Source organism: Achromobacter pulmonis, from assembly GCF_021733725.1.
GTDB classification, from domain to species: domain Bacteria; phylum Pseudomonadota; class Gammaproteobacteria; order Burkholderiales; family Burkholderiaceae_B; genus Achromobacter; species Achromobacter pulmonis.
This window is the reverse complement of the sequence record NZ_JAIFOT010000001.1, coordinates 1,260,948-1,279,888: the sequence shown is the minus strand read 5'-3', so window position 1 is coordinate 1,279,888 and position 18,941 is coordinate 1,260,948. Positions and strand designations below refer to the sequence as shown.

The 18,941-nt window shown below is 68.1% G+C and carries 14 protein-coding genes; 7 read left to right on the top strand and 7 right to left on the bottom strand.

Going from position 1 to position 18,941, the window contains the following annotated elements:
* The first annotated feature begins 118 nt into the window (after positions 1-118).
* From ubiE to rfaE2, 6 genes are all read left to right on the top strand, one after another.
* Positions 119-895: a bifunctional demethylmenaquinone methyltransferase/2-methoxy-6-polyprenyl-1,4-benzoquinol methylase UbiE gene (gene ubiE / locus K2W61_RS05845; protein WP_175131851.1), complete on the top strand. Its 777-nt coding sequence runs from the start codon at positions 119-121 to the stop codon at positions 893-895.
* Positions 896-1,072: 177 nt separating this feature from the next.
* Positions 1,073-2,074, top strand: coding sequence for a Tim44 domain-containing protein (locus tag K2W61_RS05840; protein WP_236755183.1), 1,002 nt, complete (start codon positions 1,073-1,075; stop codon positions 2,072-2,074).
* 194 nt (positions 2,075-2,268) lie between these two features.
* Positions 2,269-2,907, top strand: a complete 639-nt coding sequence (locus K2W61_RS05835) for a ubiquinone biosynthesis accessory factor UbiJ (RefSeq protein ID WP_236755182.1) — start codon at positions 2,269-2,271, stop codon at positions 2,905-2,907.
* A gap of 3 nt (positions 2,908-2,910) precedes the next feature.
* Complete coding sequence (ubiB, locus tag K2W61_RS05830; RefSeq protein ID WP_175134955.1) at positions 2,911-4,464, top strand: ubiquinone biosynthesis regulatory protein kinase UbiB; 1,554 nt, start codon at positions 2,911-2,913, stop codon at positions 4,462-4,464.
* Between the two features lie 181 nt (positions 4,465-4,645).
* Positions 4,646-5,524, top strand: a complete 879-nt coding sequence (locus tag K2W61_RS05825) for a ferritin family protein (protein ID WP_175134956.1) — start codon at positions 4,646-4,648, stop codon at positions 5,522-5,524.
* A 67-nt stretch (positions 5,525-5,591) separates the two neighbouring features.
* On the top strand, positions 5,592-6,080 hold the full coding sequence (rfaE2, locus tag K2W61_RS05820; RefSeq protein ID WP_175134957.1) for a D-glycero-beta-D-manno-heptose 1-phosphate adenylyltransferase: 489 nt from the start codon (positions 5,592-5,594) through the stop codon (positions 6,078-6,080).
* Positions 6,081-6,096: 16 nt separating this feature from the next.
* Here rfaE2 and K2W61_RS05815 read toward each other — a convergent pair whose 3' ends face one another.
* From K2W61_RS05815 to K2W61_RS05790, 6 genes are all read right to left on the bottom strand, one after another.
* Positions 6,097-7,428, bottom strand: coding sequence for a TolC family outer membrane protein (locus K2W61_RS05815; RefSeq protein WP_236755181.1), 1,332 nt, complete (start codon positions 7,426-7,428; stop codon positions 6,097-6,099).
* Positions 7,429-7,506: 78 nt separating this feature from the next.
* A complete protein-coding gene (locus K2W61_RS05810; RefSeq protein ID WP_175134958.1) occupies positions 7,507-8,187 on the bottom strand; it encodes a protein-L-isoaspartate O-methyltransferase family protein in 681 nt (226 codons plus the stop codon).
* Positions 8,188-8,381: 194 nt separating this feature from the next.
* Entirely contained in the window at positions 8,382-9,224 is an 843-nt protein-coding gene (thiD, locus tag K2W61_RS05805) for a bifunctional hydroxymethylpyrimidine kinase/phosphomethylpyrimidine kinase (protein ID WP_175134959.1), read from the bottom strand.
* Positions 9,221-10,030: a thiazole synthase gene (locus K2W61_RS05800; protein WP_175134960.1), complete on the bottom strand. Its 810-nt coding sequence runs from the start codon at positions 10,028-10,030 to the stop codon at positions 9,221-9,223. The genes thiD and K2W61_RS05800 overlap by 4 nt, the downstream gene beginning before the upstream one ends.
* A 256-nt stretch (positions 10,031-10,286) precedes the next feature.
* Positions 10,287-11,195: a cobalamin-binding protein gene (locus tag K2W61_RS05795; RefSeq protein ID WP_236755180.1), complete on the bottom strand. Its 909-nt coding sequence runs from the start codon at positions 11,193-11,195 to the stop codon at positions 10,287-10,289.
* 53 nt (positions 11,196-11,248) lie between these two features.
* Positions 11,249-13,288, bottom strand: a complete 2,040-nt coding sequence (locus tag K2W61_RS05790) for a TonB-dependent receptor (protein WP_236755179.1) — start codon at positions 13,286-13,288, stop codon at positions 11,249-11,251.
* A 449-nt stretch (positions 13,289-13,737) separates the two neighbouring features.
* Here K2W61_RS05790 and metH point away from each other — a divergent pair, with 449 nt between their 5' ends.
* Complete coding sequence (gene metH / locus K2W61_RS05785) at positions 13,738-17,511, top strand: methionine synthase (RefSeq protein ID WP_175134963.1); 3,774 nt, start codon at positions 13,738-13,740, stop codon at positions 17,509-17,511.
* A gap of 25 nt (positions 17,512-17,536) precedes the next feature.
* Here the strand turns inward: metH and K2W61_RS05780 are convergent, their stop codons facing one another.
* On the bottom strand, positions 17,537-18,913 hold the full coding sequence (locus tag K2W61_RS05780) for an MFS transporter (protein ID WP_236755178.1): 1,377 nt from the start codon (positions 18,911-18,913) through the stop codon (positions 17,537-17,539).
* Positions 18,914-18,941: the final 28 nt, after the last annotated feature.

Sequence of the window (18,941 nt, the reverse complement as noted above, 5' to 3'; positions counted from 1 at the left end):
TGCGATAGTATGGCCGCAATATTTCAGGTATGTGACCGCCAGGCGTCGTCCCGCGTCCGAGGGCGGCATTCGGCGGCCCCCGATAGGCTACCATTGGACGATATATCGGGAATTCACCATGCAAAACCCCTCCGAATCGCAACATTCCGCGGATTCCGCGCCCCAATCGACGCATTTCGGCTTCCAATCGGTGCCGGAAACCGAAAAAGCCCGCAAAGTCGCCGAAGTCTTCCACTCGGTCGCGCAGCGCTACGACATCATGAACGATTTCATGTCGGCCGGGCTGCACCGCGTCTGGAAGGCCTTCACCATCGGCCGCGCCGCCATCCGCCCCGGCATGAAGGTGCTGGACATTGCCGGGGGCACGGGCGACCTGGCCCGCGCCTTCGCCAAGCGCGCCGGCCCCACCGGCGAGGTCTGGCTGACCGACATCAACGATTCCATGCTGCGGGTCGGCCGCGACCGCCTGGCCGATGCCGGCCTGCTGGTGCCCACCGCCGTCTGTGACGCCGAGCGCCTGCCGTTCCCGTCGGGCTATTTCGACCGCGTCAGCGTGGCCTTCGGCCTGCGCAACATGACCCACAAGGACCGCGCCCTGGCCGAGATGACCCGCGTGCTCAAGCCGGGAGGCAAGCTGCTGGTGCTGGAATTCTCGCGCATCGCCAAGCCGCTGGCGCCGGCCTACGACTGGTATTCCTTCAACGTGCTGCCCTGGCTGGGCAAGACCGTGGCCAAGGACGAAGCCAGCTACCGCTACCTGGCCGAATCCATCCGCATGCACCCCGACCAGGAAACCCTGGCCGACATGCTGCGTACCGCCGGCCTGGAACGGGTGCAGTACTTCAACCTGACCGCCGGCATCGCCGCCCTGCACGAGGGCGTGCGCCTGGCCTGACGCGCCTTGGTCCGATACGGCTTGCCTTCGCCCCGGGGGAACTTGTGGGGCGACGGCTTGTCCGTTATTCTTACGTCATTCAGATTAATGTAAGGAAGTCGCGCTGAAGGACCGCACGATCCGTGCGGCTTTCCGCTGCTCGGGGCAGCGGGGGCGCGGGTACGAGGGAGCACATCCATGACCAAATTCTGTTTCTCGCGGTTTGTCGCCGCGGCGCTCATCGCCATTTCCGGCGCCGCGCTGGTAACGGCGTCGTTTGACGCCGAAGCCCGCCGAGCCGGCGGCGGCGGCAGCTTCGGCCGCCAATCCTCCAATGTGACCCAGCAGCGCCAGGCCACCACGCCGCCGACCGCCGCCAGCAACACCGCGGGCGCCACCGCGGCGCCGGCCGCCGCGGGCGCGGCCACGGCGGGTGCCGCGGGCGCCGCCGCCAAGAGCGGCGCGTCGCGCTGGCTCGGCCCCATCGCCGGCATTGCCGCCGGCCTGGGCATCGCCGCGCTGCTGTCGAGCATGGGCCTGTCGGGCGCCTTCGCCGAGTTCCTGGGGTCGGCCCTGCTGATCGCCGCGGTCGTGTTCGCCGTGATGTTCATCATCCGCCGCCTGCGCGGCGCGGCGCCGCGTCCGGCCACCCAGGGCGCCTTCGGCGGCGCCAACAATGCGCCCGGCCAGCCGCAGCAGCAGCCCATGTGGCGTGAGGCGCTGAAGCCGTCCGCTCCGGCCGCAGCGCCGGTTGCCGCCGCCGCTGCCGCCCCGGCCGCCGTGCTGCCCAAGGCGGGCGACGACAACAACTGGTTCGTGCCGGGCGACTTCGACACGCCCAACTTCCTGAAGCAGGCCAAGGACCAGTTCGTGCGCATCCAGGCCATCTGGGACAGCGGCAGCACCGACCGCCTGCGCGACTACCTGACCGACGACCTGATCACCGAGCTCAAGCCGCAGCTGGCCGAGCGCGGCGCCTCGCCCAACAAGACCGAGGTGGTGCTGCTGAACGCCGAGCTGCTGGGCATCGAAACCGTGTCCGACGGCCACCTGGCCAGCGTGCGCTTCTCGGGCATGCTGCGCGAGGCGCCGGGCGCCGAAGCCTTCCGCTTCGAGGAAGTCTGGAACCTGTTCAAGCCCGCCAACGGCGGCTGGCTGCTGGCCGGCATCCAGCAGATCCCGGTGGAATACGCCAGCTGATCTGGCTGGCGCCTGTCTCCCGATATCACGGCGGCCGCGTGGCCGCCGCCCCAACCGGCCCATCAGGGCCGGTTTTTCCATGCGCGGGCGCAAACCCCGCCCAGACTGCCCGGAACATACCCTCATCCAACCCGGTACACTCCCGATTTACCCATCAACTTCGTCAGCCCCGTCGCCCGGGGCCGCGGACTGTCATGTTGCCCTTTTCGTTTCTGCCCACTCCCTCCCGGTTGGCCGTCGGCGCGCTCAACACCCTGTTGCAGCGCGAGGACTGGGCGCGCGAACGCCTGGCGCGCCATGCTGGCAAGACCGTGCGTTTCGCGCTGGGCGGATTCACCCTGGGCCTGACTATCGACAGTGAGGGGCTGGCGGCCCAGGCCGACGCCGCGGTGGTGCCCGACGTGACCCTGACGGTGGCGCCCGAGAAGCTGCCGTTGCCGCGGCTGGGCGCGGGCGGCGAGGCGCCCGATTTCGCCGAGGCCACGCACATTTCCGGCGATGCCGCGCTGGCGCAGGTGGTGGCGGACCTGTCCAAGCAGCTGCGCTGGGACCCGGAAGACAGTCTGGCGCGGCTGGTGGGCGACATTCCCGCGTTGCGCATCGCCGGCGGGCTGCGCGCGGCGGCGGGCGGCGCGCGTCAGGCCGGCCAGCGCCTGGCCGAGAACGTGTCCGAATACCTGGCCGAGGAAAACGGCATGCTGTTGGGCCGTCCGGCGCTGGATCAATGGCGTCTGGACCTGGCCGAGCTGAATGCCCGCGCCGACGCGCTGGCGCGCTCGGCCGCCGCCTTGCAAACCCGGCTGGCCTCGGCTGCCGCCAAGCGAGGCGCCTGACCCATGTTCCCCTTGCTGCGCCTGTTCCGCATCATCCTGGTTTCGCTGCGCTATGGCCTGGACGAGCTGGTGCTCTCCAGCCTCAACCACCCGCTGGCGACCTGCCTGCTGCGCGTCATCCGCCTGGGCACCCGGCCGCGCCAGCCGCGCGGTCTGCGGTTGCGGCTGGCGCTGGAATCGCTGGGCCCCATCTTCGTCAAGTTCGGCCAGGTGCTGTCGACCCGCCGCGACCTGATCCCGGCCGACATCGCCAATGAACTGGCGCTGCTGCAGGATCGCGTGCCGCCGTTCCCATCGGCTCGCGCCGCCGCCTGCATCGAGGCCGCGCTGGGCGCGCCGCCGGAAAAGCTGTTCGCGCAGTTCGAGGTCGACCCGGTGGCGTCGGCATCCATCGCCCAGGTGCACTTCGCGGTGCTGCACGACGGCCGCGAGGTGGCGGTCAAGGTGCTGCGCCCGGGCATGCTCAGCATCATCGAGAAAGACCTGTCGCTGCTCAAGATCGTGGCGCGCATCATCGAGCGCCTGGGCGCCGATGGCCGCCGTCTCAAGCCACGCGAGGTGGTGGCCGAGTTCGACAAATACCTGCACGACGAACTCGACCTGGTGCGCGAGGCGTCCAATTGCAGCCAGCTGCGCCGCAACTTCGGTCCGGAATCGGGCCGCGGCGACATGCTGATGGTGCCCGAGGTGATCTGGGAATACACCACCTCCACCGTGTTCACCATGCAACGCATGTATGGCGTGCCGGTGGGCCAGGTCGAGCGCATGCGCGCGGCCGGCATCGACATCCCGACCCTGGCGCGCACCGGCGTCGAGATCTTCTTCACGCAGGTGTTCACCGACGGCTTTTTCCACGCCGACATGCACCCGGGCAATATCTACGTGTCCGACCGGCCCGAGACGCTGGGCAGCTACATCGCGCTGGACTTCGGCATCGTCGGTTCGCTGTCGGAATTCGACAAGAACTACCTGGCGCAGAACTTCCTGGCCTTCTTCCACCGCGACTACCGCCGCGTGGCGCAATTGCATATCGAGTCGGGCTGGGTGCCGCCCGACACGCGCGAGGAAGAGCTGGAGGGCGCGGTGCGCGCCGTCTGCGAACCCTATTTTGACCGGCCGTTGTCGGAGATTTCGCTGGGCCAGGTGCTGCTGCGCCTGTTCCAGACTTCGCGCCGGTTCAATGTGGAGATCCAGCCGCAGCTGGTGCTGCTGCAAAAGACGTTGCTGAACGTCGAAGGCCTGGGGCGGCAGCTCGACCCCAACCTGGATCTCTGGAAGACCGCCAAGCCCTACCTGGAACGCTGGATGCGCCAGCGTGTCGGGATCAAGGGCTTGCGGCAGAGCCTGGAAAAAGAAGCCGCGCAGTGGTCGCAGATGCTGCCGGCGCTTCCCAGGCTGGTCCATGACCACCTGAACCGCCCGAACCTGTCGCCGGCGCTGCTGGCCGAGATGGTGCAACTGCGGCGGGCCCAGGAGCAGGGCAACCGGCTCATCGCGGCGCTGGTTGGCGTGCTGGCCCTGGGCATCGGGGTGGCGCTGTGGGCCTTGACCCGATAGGCGGCGCGATGATGTAGGTGCGATCCCCTGTCATGTTTCATTCATGAAACGGTCATCATAGCTTCGCGGGAGACGGCGAAAAATAGCGCTGCGGAGGCTTGTGCAGCGTCACGCCGGCAAGCGCGTGCGCCATTCATCAATTTCCATAGCCCCACTAGCGGGACGAAAACAAGGGCAGAACATGCTTTATCCTGAACTCTTCAAGACCATGGAAGCGGTGCGCTGGAACATGGCGCACGATATTCCCTGGGGCGACTTCGATCGCAGCAAGCTCTCGGACGAGCAGGCGCAAACGATCAAGATGAACGCCATCACCGAATGGGCCGCGCTGCCGGCCACCGAGATGTTCCTGCGCGACAATCGCGGCGACAGCGATTTCTGCGCGTTCATGTCGGTGTGGTTCTTCGAGGAACAGAAGCATTCCCTGGTGCTGATCGAATACCTGCGCCGTTTCCGTCCCGACCTGGTGCCCACCGAAGAAGAGCTGCACAACGTGCGTTTCGAATTCGACGTTGCGCCCGAGCTGGAAACGCTGATGCTGCACTTCTGCGGCGAAGTGCGCCTGAACCATTGGTACCGCCGCGCCGCCGAATGGCATACCGAGCCGGTCATCAAGGCCATCTACAAGACCGTGGCGCAGGACGAGGCCCGCCACGCCGGCGCCTACCTGCAGTACATGCGCCGCGCGCTGCACAACCGCGGCGAGGACACCAGCGTCCAGGCGCGCCTGGCGTTCTCCAAGATCGGCGTGCTGATGGCCTCGGCCGGCCGCACCCAGCAGGCGCTGCACCCGACCAACCTGCACGTCAACAAGGACCTGTTCCCCAACGATACGGTGCAGTCGCGCCTGCCCGAGCCGGGCTGGCTGGAGCACTGGCTGGACAGCCAGATCCGCTTTGACGGCGTCTGGGAGCAGAAGGTCGCCACCCGCATCCTGCACATCCTGTCCAAGCTGATGGACCGCAGCTTCGAGACGGTCAAGGACTTGAACCGCTACCGCAAGGAAATGACGGCGCTGGTGTTGCCCCGGGAAAAGGACATCGTGCTGGCCGGCGCCTGAGCCGGCGCTGTCCCCCGGGGTTGGCCGCACAGGCCGGCCGGGGCGGCCGCCGTCGTACAATCGCGCCATGCCAGCCGCCCGTTTCGAATCCAAAGTCCTGTCCCGCGACGACTGCGTCGCCGCCGTCGCCGCTGGCCGCTATCCGCGGCCGCTGGTGTTCACCAATGGCGTCTTCGACATCCTGCATCGCGGGCACGCCACCTACCTGGACCAGGCCGCCCAGTTGGGCGCCACGCTGGTCGTGGCGGTCAACACCGATGAATCGGTGCGCCGGCTGGGCAAGGGCGAAGAGCGTCCCCTGAACCGCATGGAGGACCGCGCCGCGCTGCTGGCGGCGCTGGGCTTCGTCACCGTGGTCACGTCGTTCCACGAGGACACGCCCGAGGCCCTGATCGGCCAGCTCAAGCCTGACCTGATCGTCAAGGGCGGCGACTACGACATGGAGAAACTGCCCGAGACGGCCCTGGTCAAGTCCTGGGGCGGGCGCGCGGTGGCGATTCCGTTCGAGTTCGAGCGCTCCACCACGGCGCTGGTCAGGAAGATCCAGGGCGCCTGAGGCGGCCCTCCCGCGCTCAGCGCGGCTCGCGCAGCAGGCGGTTGATGGCGTCCAGGTCGGCTTCGCCGAGGATGCCGCTGGTGGCCTTCAGGCGCAGCCCCGCCAATACCGTGCTGTAGCGCGCCAGCGCCAGGTCGCGCTGGGTGGCATAGAGCTGCTGCTGGGCGTTGAGCACGTCCAGGTTGATGCGCACGCCCACTTCATAACCCGTGCGGTTGGCCTCGACCGCGGCGCGGCTGGACTTCTCGCCGGCCTCGAGCGCCTGGATGCGCGCCAGGCCGCTGGTGACGCCGGTGTAGTACTGGCGCGCGGCCTGCACCGCCTGGCGCCGCGCGGCCTCGAAATCATGGCGCGCCTTTTGTTCCAACTGCACTTTTTCCGTCACCTGCGACGACACGCCGCCGCCCGAATACAGCGGAATCGACAGCACCACGCCGATGGTGCTGTCGATCGGCTTGCCCGGCGCGGCGTTGCGCATCACGGCGTCGCTGGCGCTGCCGCTGGTGGCGCGCAGGTTCAGCGTGGGGTAGTGGCCGCTCTTGGCGATCTGGATCTCGCGGCCGGCGATGCGGGTCAGCAGTTGGGCCCGCAGCACCTCGAGGCTGGAGGACTCGGCCTGCGTGCTCCAGTCGGCCACCCGCGCCGGCTGCGGCGCCGGTAGTTGCACGCCGGGCGGCAGCTCGGCCAGCGCCCCGGGCGGGCTGCCGATGATCCGGGCCAGCTCGTCGCGGCGCACGTCCAGGTCATTCTGCAGCCGCAGCTCCTGCGCCACCACCAGGTCATAGCGCGCCTGCGCCTCGTAGGTGTCGGTGATGGTGGCGTTGCCGAGTTCGAAATTGCGCTTGGCCGACTCCAGCTGCCCGGCCACGGCGGCTTTTTCGGCCTCGGTCGCGGTCAGGGCATCCTGGGCGTACAGCACATTGAAATAGGCGTCGGCCACGCGCAGCAGCAGGTCCTGGTAGGCCTGCCGCAACTGCACTTCGACGTCGGCCACGATCAGCTTGGACTGCTCGTAGTTCTGCCAGCGGGCCCAGTCGAACAGGGGTTGGGTCAGCGCCAGGTCCCAGACGCCGCGGCCGCCGCTGTAGGCCATGCTCAGGCCGCGGGTGCTGCGGGTTTCCTGGTAAGCGCCACCGACGCCGGCCGAGACTTCGGGCAGCAGCAGGGCGCGCGCCTGCGGTTCCTTTTCCAGGCCGGCGCGGTATTTGGCGCGCGCCGCGGCGTAGATCGGGTCATTGCCGAGGGCGGATTGCCACACCTGCAGCAGGTTCTGCGCGCACGCGAGGGACGGACCGACACTTGCGGCGGAGGTAAAAACCAGTAAAGCCGTAAGCAGTCGGACGCGCATGATGTGTCAGGAGGAGGGGGGCTGCTCCAGGGAATCCGGGGCCGGGAGCCCGTTGCCGGGCGGACCGGCCCAGGGGATTCAGAACTTGAACTGCGACACCGTGGCGCCGCGCAGGGGCTTGATGACCGTTTCGAACAGATTGACGGTTTCGAAGCTGGCGGCGGTGGTGCGGGTGATGCGACAGGCCGTCATGACGGGGGCCTGGCCGACGACGACGACCAGGCGGCCACCCACGCGCAACTGGTACTTGAGGGCATCCGGCACGACCGGCACGGAGCCTGTCACCAGGATCGCGTCGTATTCGGTGGAACCCCAGCCGTTGCGGCCGTCGCCGGTCTCGACCTTGACGTTGGTGACGTTGTTCATCTGCAGGTTCTGCTGCGCGAACGTGACCAGGCGGCTGTCGATCTCGACCGAGGTGACCTGCTGCGCCAGGTAGCCCAGCAAGGCGGCCTGGTAGCCCGAGCCGGTGCCGATTTCCAGCACGCAGTCGGATTTGCTCAGTTGCAGTTCCTGGGCCAGGCGGGCCTCGACCTTGGGCGCCAGCATGTTCTGGCGGGTGTTGACCGCGTTGATTTCCAGCGGCAGTTCCAGGTCGGAAAACGCCAGGGCGCGCAGGGCCGGCGGAACGAACTGTTCGCGGCGCACATCGAACAGCGCTTGCAGCACGTTGGCGTCCAGGACGTCCCACGGGCGGATCTGCTGTTCCACCATGTTGAAGCGGGCTTGTTCTACGTCGGGCAGGGTCGAAGCGTTCATGACGGTCTGAAAAAAAGCGGAGGAATCAGCCGACCATTGTACCGATTCGTAGCGTCCTGTGACGCCGCCGGGTGGGCCGGCGGGTTATCGCCTGGGCAAAGCGCCCGCCCGCCCGGCGCTTTCGGACGCGATGAGGGGGCATTGCGTGGCGCGCGAGGAGCCGGCAACCGGGGACGGTATGCCCCCGGCCGACCTTACCACCAGGCGTGGAAGTGATGCACCGGCCCGTGGCCGGAGCCGACCGACAGGCGTTCGGCGTGGCGGATGGCCTCGGTCAGGTAGGCCTTGGCGCGGCGGGCGGCCTCGGGCACATCCTCGACCTGCGGCAGCAGGGCGGCCAGGGCGGCCGACAGGGTGCAGCCGGTGCCGTGGGTATTGGCGGTCTCGATGCGGTGGCCGGGCAGCTCGATCATGCGGTCGCCGTCGTGCAGCAGGTCGATGGTGTCGTTGCCGGGCAGGTGGCCACCCTTGACCATGACCCAGCGCTGGCCCGCGTGCGCCAGCTTGTTGCGCAGGCGCTCGGCCACGCGCCGCATCTCCTTGACCGTTTCCACCGGCCGCTCTTCGAGCAGCACGCCGGCTTCAGGCAGGTTGGGGGTCAGCAGCGTGGCCTGCGGCAGCAGGGCTTCGCGCATGGCGCCGACGGCATCGCGCTCCAGCAGCAGGTCGCCGCTCTTGGCCACCATGACCGGGTCCAGCACCACGTGAGCCGGGGTCCACTTGGCCAGTTTTTCGGCCACCACCTGGATGACCGGCTGCTGGCCCAGCATGCCGATCTTGACGGCATCGATGCGCACATCGGCGAACAGGGTGTCGATCTGCTGGCCGACGAAGGCCGGCGGCACCGGCGAGATGCCGCTGACGCCCTGGGTATTCTGGGCGGTGAGCGCGGCGATCACGGCGCAGCCGTAGGCGCCCAGGGCGCTCATGGCCTTGACGTCGGCCAGGATGCCGGCGCCGCCGGACGGGTCGACGCCGGCAATGGTGAGCGCGTTGGGGATGGGACGGCCGCCGCCGGCCGCTTGGCGGCTGCTCATTTGGCGGCGCCGGGGGCGGCGGTGATCAGGCCCTCGGTGGGCGAGCTGGGCGCGCCGCTGTAGAGCTTCCTGGGCATGCGGCCGGCCAGGAAAGCCTCGCGGCCGGATTCCACGCCCTTCTTCATGGCGCTGGCCATCAGCACCGGGTCGCGCGCGGCGGCGATGGCGGTGTTCATCAGCACGGCATCGCAGCCCAGTTCCATGGCAATGGCGGCGTCCGAGGCGGTGCCCACGCCGGCGTCCACCACCACCGGCACGCGGGCCTGGTCGATGATCAGGCGCAGGTTCCAGGGGTTGAGGATGCCCATGCCGGAGCCGATCAGCGAGGCCAGCGGCATCACGGCCACGGCGCCCATGTCTTCGAGCATGCGGCACTGGATGGGATCGTCGGTGCAATAGACCATGACCTGGAAGCCCTCATCGACCAGCGTCTTGGTGGCCTTGAGGGTTTCGGGCATGTTGGGGAACAGCGTGTGCGGATCGCCCAGCACTTCCAGCTTGACCAGGGCGTGGCCGTCCAGCAGTTCGCGCGCCAGGCGCAGCGTGCGCACCGCGTCGTCGGCCGAGTAGCAGCCGGCGGTGTTGGGCAGCAGCGTGAACTTGGACATCGGCACGTAGTCGAGCAGGTTGGGCTCGCCCGGGTTCTGGCCGATGTTGGTGCGGCGGATGGCGACCGTGACGATCTCCGTGCCGCTGGCGTCCAGCGCGGCGCGGGTCTGTTCGAAATCCTTGTACTTGCCGGTGCCGACGAGCAGGCGCGACGAGTAGGCGCGGCCGGCGATGGTGAGAGTGTCTTGAGTGGTCATGGCGGTGTGTCAAAGGGCGGGCGCGCGCTGCGGGACCCGCGGGGCTGGCTGATCATCGGGCGGATCAACGGGTTGATCACGGTTAGGCGAATGATAAAGCACGGGGCGGCGCGCCCGCCCGCGCGGCGGGGCCGCGGCGTTCCAGAAATCGCGCTTGGCGCGCAGCCATGGGGCGCGCCAATGACCGGGTCGGCGGCAGGGGTATCCCTGGCGGCCGGCGTGGCGAGGCTGCGCGGGGCTGCGCGCGCTGGGCCGCCTAGGGTTGGCGCAACCGGTCCAGGTCCGCGCACAACTGCTCGGCCGCGTCGACCAGGCGCGGGCCAGGGCGATAGAGCGCGTCGGCATCGATGCCGTAGACGTGGCCGGCCTGCGCCGCCGGCAGGCCCATGGCGCGCCAGGCGGCCAGGTTGCGGGCGGTGTCGGCGGGCGTGGAGACGCCGGCCAGCACCGCGTCGGGCCGCGCCGCCAGCACGCTTTCCAGGCCGACCTGCGGCGCCACCACGGGCGCGTCGCCAAACACATTGACGCCGCCGCACAGGCGCAGCGCGTCGCTGACGATGCTGGTGTGGTTGAGGGTGTAGAGGGGGGCCAGGCCCGCCTGCACGAACACGCGCACCGGCGCGCGGCCGGCGTAGCGCGCGGCCAGCGCGTCCAGGCGCGCGCGCAGGGCCCGGGCGGCGGGGGCGGCCCGCGCCTCGGTGCCGAACAGCACGCCCAGGCGCTCGACCGCGTCGGGAATGGCCGCCAGCGTCTGCGGATCGCTGTAGTAGAGGGCCACGCCCAGCTTGTCCATCACGCGCGCCAGCGGCGCGGCGGCGGACGGTTGCCAGGCGATGACCAGGTCGGGCCGGGTGGCGGCCACGCGTTCGGGATCGGGCTGGGTGCCGTCGCCGATGACGGGCAGGGCGCGGGCGGCGGGCGGATAGTCGCTGCCGCGGATGGTGGCGACCAGGTAGTCGCCGGCGCCGGCCGCGTAGACCAGCTCGGTGGCGTGTGGCGCCAGGGTGACCGCGCGCCGCGCTGGCGCGGCCAAGGTGACCTCGCGGCCGCGATCGTCGCGCGCGTGGATGGCCGCCGGGCTGCCTGCGGCGGTATCGGCCGCCGCCGCGCCCGGGGCGGACAGCAGCCCCAGGACGGCGAGCGAAAGGGCGCGGACGCAGGTCATGCGAGGGATCGATAGGTCGGCGTGGAACAACGCCGACTATATCGGATCGCCGCTCAGTAACGCACCGTGAGGGACGCGTAGAAGTTGCGGCCGGGCGCGGGGTACAGGTTGTAGTTGGCAACCGGGCCCAGCATCTGGAACGAGGCATCGCCGCCACGGATGCCGTAGGTGGCGTACTTGCGGTCCAGGATGTTGTTGATGCCGAACGCGCCTTCGATGTTGCGGGTGAACTTGTAGGCCACCTTGGTATTGAAGAGCACGTAGGCGTCCAGCTGGGTATCGAACTGGTTGGCCTGGTCGTTGTCCATGCGCGACTTGCCCACGTACTGCGCCGTCACGTTCCACAGGAAGGCGTCGGTGGGGCGCCAGGTCACGCCGGCGTTGGCCAGCCACTTGGGCGCCAGCGGCACGGTCTTGCCCGACAGGTCGACGCCGGCGTAGGTGCCCGAGCGGAATTGCGCTTCCATCCAGGTCAGGTTGGCGTCCAGCGTCAGGCTGCTGGTCAGCTTGTGGTGGCCTTCCAGCTCGATGCCCTGGCGGCGGGTCGGATCGAGGTTGGTGTTGGCGCCCGTGCCCGGGCCCCACATGCCGTCGGCCAGCGGGTTGTACTGGATCTCGTTGGTCAGGTCATAGCGGAACCACGACAGGCGCGCGCTGGTGGTGTCCGAGGCCCAGGTCACGCCCAGTTCCTTGTCGGTGGACGTCTGCGGCGCCAGCGGCGACTGCACCGACAGCGCTTCATCGGCGTTGGGCAGGCGGAAGCTGCGGCCGACCTTGCCGTACAGGCCGAAACCGGCGGCCAGGTCCTGGCGCACGCCCAGTTGCCAGGCGGTCAGGTGGTGGCCCTTGTCCGATTCCTCGCCCGAGCCGGAAATCACTTCGAGCTTGTCGGAGGCGTACTGGCGGCGCGCGCCCAGGGTGACGTAGGTGCTGTCGGTGGCGCGGATCTGGCCTTCGGCGAACAGGCCGTACTGGTGCTGGCGCGACTGCCACTTGGAGGGGGCGAAGTCGTAGTAGGCGTTCTGGTCGGCGGAGGTCTTGGCTTCCTGCGCGTCGGCGCCGAACACCACGCTGTGGCCGCCGTTGATCGGCAGGCGGTAGCGCAGGCTGGCCAGGTTCTCTTCCAGCTTCTGCTGGCGCAGCGTGTCACCGAAACCGTCGTACGACAGGCCGTTGAGCTTCTTCTCGCGGGTCGAGGCGTCGGCGTACAGCGTGCCCACGCCGAGCTGCTGCTCGACCTGCAGGCCGAAGGTGGTGGTGGTGGTCTTGACGAAGTCGACCTTGTTCTTGGCGCCGCGCGGGTCGCTTTCGAACTGGTTTTCGCCGGTGGTCGGGTTGATCAGGCGCGGGCCGGGCAGGTCCAGTTTCTGCGTGGTGGTGTTGCCGAACAGGCGGATCGAGCCGCTGTCGTGGCGGAAGGTGATGCCGCCGCCGCCGCCCTCGCGGCTTTCGCCGCTGTGCTCGCGGTAGCCGTCGCTGTGCAGCGATTGCATGTAGGCATCCACGCCCACTTTCTGGTTGTTCAGGGCCACGGCGGCGTCGTACTGGCGCAGGCCGTAGCTGCCGAAGGTGGCGGTGGCGCGGGCCGTGACCGGTTCCTTGGCGAAATCCTTGCGGGTGATGATGTTGATCACGCCGCCGGTGGCGCCGCCGCCGTATTGCACCGAGCCGCTGCCGCGCACGATTTCGACGCGTTCGACCTGATCCAGCGGCACCACGCCCAGGCTCGGGGCCGACAGGTCGTTGGTGTTCTGCTTGACGCCGTCGATCATGATCAGCGTGTTGCTGGCGCCGGTGATGCCGAAGCCGCGCAGGTCGACGATGGCGTTGTCGCTGGCGCTGGTGGTGTTGATCAGGTGGATGCCGGCTTGCGTCGACAGCAGGTCCTGCATGGTGCGGGCGCTGCTGGCGGCGATGTCTTCGGCGGTGATGACCGAGATCGACACCGGCAGCGTGCGGCCATCGGTCGGCACGCGCTGGGCGGTGACGGTGATGGCGTCAAGTTCGGGGGTGGCGGCTTGCTGGGCGGCCGACAGGGCCGGGGCGGAGCAGAGCAGGGCGCCGGCGTAGCGCCGGATGGAGCGGGATTTCATCTACTGGACCTCGATGCGACCCGCGACCCCGCAGGTCAATCACGATGGGGAGGAAACCCGGGCCACGCCGCGTCCCGGGAGGGGGCGGGTGCCGGACGGGCGTCCTGGCGATCGAACAGGCCGGTATCGGGCTGCCATGGGCGCATCGCGCGCATGGGGACCGTTGCGGGGGCAGCACAGGCTGGATACCCGCCATGCCAGCCTGGTGGGCGGCGGGGCGGACGTCTTCCTGTTTCCCGTTTACCTTTCGCACGCGGACCGGCAAGTGTTGCGTTCTTGCCTGTCCCGTTGCGCCGAAAGCACCGGTTCGGGGCCGAAACTGTATCATCGCGGGCCGTAACAGGGTCCGTTTTGTTACGATCAGGGGTTGATTTTTCGGCGTTTATCGCATTTTCGCGACATTCGCGCCGTCGTCCCTGCTGTCCCAAACTTTCCTTCCGGACCCGAACGTGCCGTATCCCCGCCTGCCTTATCCGCCCGAGAGCTTTACCCGTGGCGGCGATTTCGCCCGATTGCTCGGCCAGCGCATCCTGATCCTGGATGGCGCCATGGGCACGATGATCCAGCGCTACAAGCTGGGCGAGGCCGATTTCCGTGGCGAGCGTTTCGCCGACCACGGCAAGGACCTGAAGGGCGACAACGAATTGCTGTCGCTGGTGCGGCCGGACGTGATCGCGGAGATCCACCGCCAGTACCTGGAGGCTGGCGCCGACGTCATCGAAACCAACACCTTCGGCGCCACCTCGATCGCGCAGGGCGACTACGACCTGCCGGAACTGGCCTACGAATTGAACCTGGTGTCGGCACAGCTGGCGCGCGCGGCCTGTGACCAGTACAGCACGCCGGACAAGCCGCGCTTCGTGGCCGGCGCGCTCGGCCCCCAGCCCAAAACGGCGTCGATCTCGCCCGACGTGAACGATCCGGGCGCGCGCAACGTCACCTTCGACGAGCTGCGGGTGGCCTATATCGAGCAGCTCAATGGCCTGCTGGATGGCGGCATCGACATCGTGCTGATCGAAACCATCTTCGATACGCTCAACGCCAAGGCGGCGATCTTCGCCACCGAGGAAGTGTTCGAGCAGCGCGGCGTGCGCCTGCCGGTGATGATCTCGGGCACCGTCACCGACGCCTCCGGCCGCATCCTGTCGGGCCAGACGGTCGAGGCTTTCTGGAATTCGGTGCGCCACGCGCGTCCGGTCACCATCGGCCTGAACTGCGCGCTGGGCGCGGCGCTGATGCGCCCGTACGTGGCCGAGCTGTCCAAGATCTGCGACACCTACGTCTGCGTCTATCCCAACGCCGGCCTGCCCAACCCGATGGCCGAAACCGGCTTCGACGAGACGCCGGCCGACACCTCGGCGCTGCTGGAGGAATTCGCCCGCGCCGGGCTGGTGAACATGTCGGGCGGCTGCTGCGGCACCACGCCCGACCACATCCGCGCCATCGCCGACAAGGTCACGGCGCTGACGCCGCGGGTGGTGCCGGAGATCCCCGTCAAGACCCGCCTGTCGGGCCTGGAGCCGCTGAACATCGACGAAGACACGCTGTTCGTGAACGTGGGCGAACGCACCAACGTCACCGGCAGCAAGATGTTCGCGCGCCTGATCCGCGAAGAGAAATACGACGAGGCGCTGGCCGTGGCCCGTCAGCAGGTCGAGAACGGCGCGCAGATCATCGACATCAACATGGACGAGGCGATGCTGGACTCGGTGGCGTGCATGCACCGCTTCCTGAACCTGATCGCCTCCGAGCCCGACATCGCGCGGGTGCCGGTGATGATCGACAGTTCCAAATGGGAAGTGATCGAAACCGGCCTGAAGTGCGTGCAGGGCAAGCCGGTGGTCAACTCGATCTCGATGAAGGAAGGCCTGGAGCCGTTCCGCCACCACGCCCGCCTGTGCCGCCGCTATGGCGCGGCGGTGGTGGTGATGGCGTTCGACGAGCTGGGCCAGGCCGACACGCTGGAGCGCCGCAAGGAAATCTGCGGCCGCGCCTACAAGATCCTGGTCGAGGAAGAAGGCTTCCCGCCGGAAGACATCATTTTCGATCCCAACGTGTTCGCGGTCGCCACCGGCATCGACGAGCACAACCATTACGCCGTCGATTTCATCGAGGGCACCCGCTGGATCCGCGACAACCTGCCCCATGCCCGTATTTCGGGCGGGGTGTCGAACGTGAGCTTCTCGTTCCGCGGCAACGAGCCGATGCGCGAAGCCATCCACACGGTGTTCCTGTACTACGCGGTCAAGGAAGGCATGACGATGGGCATCGTCAACGCCGGCCAGCTGGGCGTGTACGCCGACCTCGATCCCACGCTGCGCGACCTGGTCGAGGACGTGGTGCTGGACCGCGCCGAGCCGGTCGGCAAGACCGATCCGGCCGATGAGCGCACGCCGACCGAACGCCTGGTGCAGTTCGCCGACACGGTGAAGGGCTCGGGCGCCAAGAAGGAAGAAGATCTGGCCTGGCGCAACGCGGAGGTCGAGGCGCGCCTGTCGCATGCGCTGGTGCACGGCATCACCGCCTTCATCGTCGAGGACACCGAAGAGGTGCGGCAGAAGATCGCCGCGCGCGGCGGCCGCCCGATCGAGGTGATCGAAGGCCCGCTGATGGACGGCATGAACGTGGTCGGCGACCTGTTCGGCGCCGGCAAGATGTTCCTGCCGCAGGTGGTGAAGTCGGCGCGCGTGATGAAGCAGGCCGTGGCCCACCTGATTCCCTTCATCGAAGAGGAAAAGCGCCAGATCGCGGCGGCTGGCGGCGACGTGCGCGCCAAGGGCAAGATCGTCATCGCCACGGTCAAGGGCGACGTGCACGACATCGGCAAGAACATCGTGTCGGTGGTCCTGCAGTGCAACAACTTCGAAGTGGTGAACATGGGCGTGATGGTGCCCTGCGCCCAGATCCTGGAGAAGGCCAAGGAAGAGAATGCCGACATCGTCGGCCTGTCGGGCCTGATCACGCCGAGCCTGGAGGAAATGGCTTACGTCGCCTCGGAAATGCAGCGCGACGAGTATTTCCGCAGCCGCAAGGTGCCGCTGATGATCGGCGGCGCCACCACCAGCCGCGTGCATACCGCCGTGAAGATCGCGCCCAACTACGAAGGCCCGGTGATCTACGTGCCGGACGCCAGCCGCTCGGTGGGCGTGGCCACCAGCCTCATGTCCGACCAGGCGGACGCCTACCTGGCGGAATTGGCCAAGGAATACGAGGACGTGCGCCGCCGCCACGCCAACCGCAAGGCCACGCCGATCCTGCCGCTGGCCGAGGCGCGCGCCTCGCGCCCGCAGATCGACTGGGACCGCTATACGCCGCCGCGCCCCAAGTTCATCGGCCGCCGCACCTTCAAGAGCTACGACCTGGCCGAGATCGCCAAATACGTGGATTGGGGCCCATTCTTCCAGACCTGGAGCCTGTTCGGCCCGTTCCCGGCGATCCTGGACGACAAGGTGGTGGGCGAGCAGGCGCGCAAGGTCTATGCCGACGGCCTGGCCATGATGAAGCGCATCGTCGAGGGCCGCTGGCTGACTGCCAATGGCGTGGTCGGCTTCTATCCGGCCAACCGCGTCAACGACGAGGACATCGAGGTCTACAAGGACGAGAGCCGCAGCGAGGTGCTGTTCACCTACCGCAACCTGCGCCAGCAGGGCGCCAAGCGCGAGGGGGTCAGCAACAAGTCGCTGGCCGATTTCATCGCGCCCAAGTCCAGCGGCAAGCTGGACTACATCGGCATGTTCGCGGTGACCGCCGGTCTGGGCATCGAGAAGAAGGAAGCCGAATTCGAGAAGGCGCTGGACGACTACTCCGGCATCATGCTCAAGTCGCTGGCCGACCGCCTGGCCGAAGCTTTCGCCGAATGCCTGCACGCCCGCGTGCGCCAGGACCTGTGGGGCTACGCGCCCGACGAGGCGCTGTCCAACGACGACATGATCGCCGAGAAGTACGTCGGCATCCGCCCGGCGCCCGGCTATCCGGCCTGCCCGGAACACGTGGTCAAGACCGACATGTTCCGCGTGCTGGACGGCGCCGACATCGGCATGATGCTGACCGACAGCTATGCCATGTTCCCCGCTTCGAGCGTGTCGGGCTTCTACTTCAGCCACCCGCAGTCGCAGTACTTCAACGTCGGCATCATCGGCGAAGACCAGTTGCAGGACTACGCCGCGCGCAGCGGCCGCAGCATCGAGGATCTGAAGCGCACGCTGGCGCCGAACCTGGGTTGAAGGCCGGGCGGCGAGGGATTGGCCTTTATGGCCTTTCCCGGCGTGGGGCGCCTGGCATGCCCGCCAGGCACAGGAGCGCCCCAAGGGCCAGAGAGGCGACCGCCAACGCCATCGATGCGTACATGCCATGCATGAATGCCCGTGGCGCGGTGTCGCGCACCAGATACCCGAACACGGCAACGCCCAGCATGCCGCCAATCTGCCTGGCCGAGTTGAGTACGCCCGAGGCAATGCCGGCGCGCGACACATCCACCGACGAGAGCGTGGCATTGGTCATGGTGGGGATCGTCAGCGCGATGCCGCCGCCGGCCATCAGCATCGGCACGACAAGCAGTGCGTAGCGACCGTCGCGGCTGGCCAGCAGCAGCATCAGGTAGCCGGCGGTCGCGAGCCCCAACCCCAGCACCATCAGGCGGCGCGCGCCCAAGCGGGCAATAAGCCGGCCTGCCACGATATTCGCGCCGATCAGGACGACTGTCATGGGCAGGAATGCAAATCCCGCCTGTTGGGGCGACAGGTGCTGCTGGATCTGGAAGAACAGACTCAGCACGAACACCAGGCCGTAGTACGCGAAGTTCACCATCATGCCGGACACGGATGAAACCGTGAACATCGGCACGCGGAACAACGCCAGTGGCAGCATCGGCGTTGGCGCATGCGATTCGATCCAGAGAAAGGCGCCGAGTCCCAGCGCGAAGGCTGCGAGGCCGGCCAGGACCCACGCATCGCCCCAGCCCCGCGAACCTGCTTCGATCAGGCTGGCCGTGAGCGCCGCGAGCGCCACCGCGGCGGCCGCCTGGCCCGGCCAATCCAGATCCCGCCGCGCGCCTGCGGTATCGCGCGGTACGTGGCGCAGCGTCAGGACGAGGCCGATCATGCCGAGCGGCAGATTCAACAGGAAGATGGCGCGCCAGCCGAGATGCGTGACCAGTACGCCGCCCAGCACCGGCCCGGCCGCCAGCGCAAGCGCGCCGACCGCGCCCCACCAGCCGACCGCGCGATTGCGCGCAATCGCGGACTGAAACGCCCGTTGCAGCATCGATAGTGAATTGGGCACCAGCAGCGCGGCGCCGATGCCCTGCGCAAGGCGGGCCGCGATCAGCAACTCCAGGCTGTTCGCCAGGCCGCACAGCAGTGATGACAGCGTGAACAGTGTCAGGCCCCACAAGAACATGCGGCGCGCGCCGATGCGATCGCCCAGGGCGCCACTGGTCAGCAATAGCGCGGCGAATGCCAGGGTGTAGGCGTTGACCACCCACTGCAATCCGGTAATGCCTGTTGAAAACTCCTGGCGCAGGGCTTCCAGGGCGACATTGACGACACTGACATCGAGCAGCACGAGGGCGAAACCCGTGGCCGCGGCCAGCAGCGTGCCGCGCGGGGAGTGAGGACGAGAAGGCATGACGAGAATCCGGGGGACGTTGATCTGA

Bases quoted from the DNA above. Each gene is read 5' to 3' on its own strand.
- ubiE (WP_175131851.1), top strand. From the start codon at position 119: ATGCAAAACCCCTCCGAATCGCAACATTCCGCGGATTCCGCGCCCCAA.
- K2W61_RS05840 (WP_236755183.1), top strand. From the start codon at position 1,073: ATGACCAAATTCTGTTTCTCGCGGTTTGTCGCCGCGGCGCTCATCGCC.
- K2W61_RS05835 (WP_236755182.1), top strand. From the start codon at position 2,269: ATGTTGCCCTTTTCGTTTCTGCCCACTCCCTCCCGGTTGGCCGTCGGC.
- ubiB (WP_175134955.1), top strand. From the start codon at position 2,911: ATGTTCCCCTTGCTGCGCCTGTTCCGCATCATCCTGGTTTCGCTGCGC.
- K2W61_RS05825 (WP_175134956.1), top strand. From the start codon at position 4,646: ATGCTTTATCCTGAACTCTTCAAGACCATGGAAGCGGTGCGCTGGAAC.
- rfaE2 (WP_175134957.1), top strand. From the start codon at position 5,592: ATGCCAGCCGCCCGTTTCGAATCCAAAGTCCTGTCCCGCGACGACTGC.
- K2W61_RS05815 (WP_236755181.1), bottom strand. From the start codon at position 7,428: ATGCGCGTCCGACTGCTTACGGCTTTACTGGTTTTTACCTCCGCCGCA.
- K2W61_RS05810 (WP_175134958.1), bottom strand. From the start codon at position 8,187: ATGAACGCTTCGACCCTGCCCGACGTAGAACAAGCCCGCTTCAACATG.
- thiD (WP_175134959.1), bottom strand. From the start codon at position 9,224: ATGAGCAGCCGCCAAGCGGCCGGCGGCGGCCGTCCCATCCCCAACGCG.
- K2W61_RS05800 (WP_175134960.1), bottom strand. From the start codon at position 10,030: ATGACCACTCAAGACACTCTCACCATCGCCGGCCGCGCCTACTCGTCG.
- K2W61_RS05795 (WP_236755180.1), bottom strand. From the start codon at position 11,195: ATGACCTGCGTCCGCGCCCTTTCGCTCGCCGTCCTGGGGCTGCTGTCC.
- K2W61_RS05790 (WP_236755179.1), bottom strand. From the start codon at position 13,288: ATGAAATCCCGCTCCATCCGGCGCTACGCCGGCGCCCTGCTCTGCTCC.
- K2W61_RS05780 (WP_236755178.1), bottom strand. From the start codon at position 18,913: ATGCCTTCTCGTCCTCACTCCCCGCGCGGCACGCTGCTGGCCGCGGCC.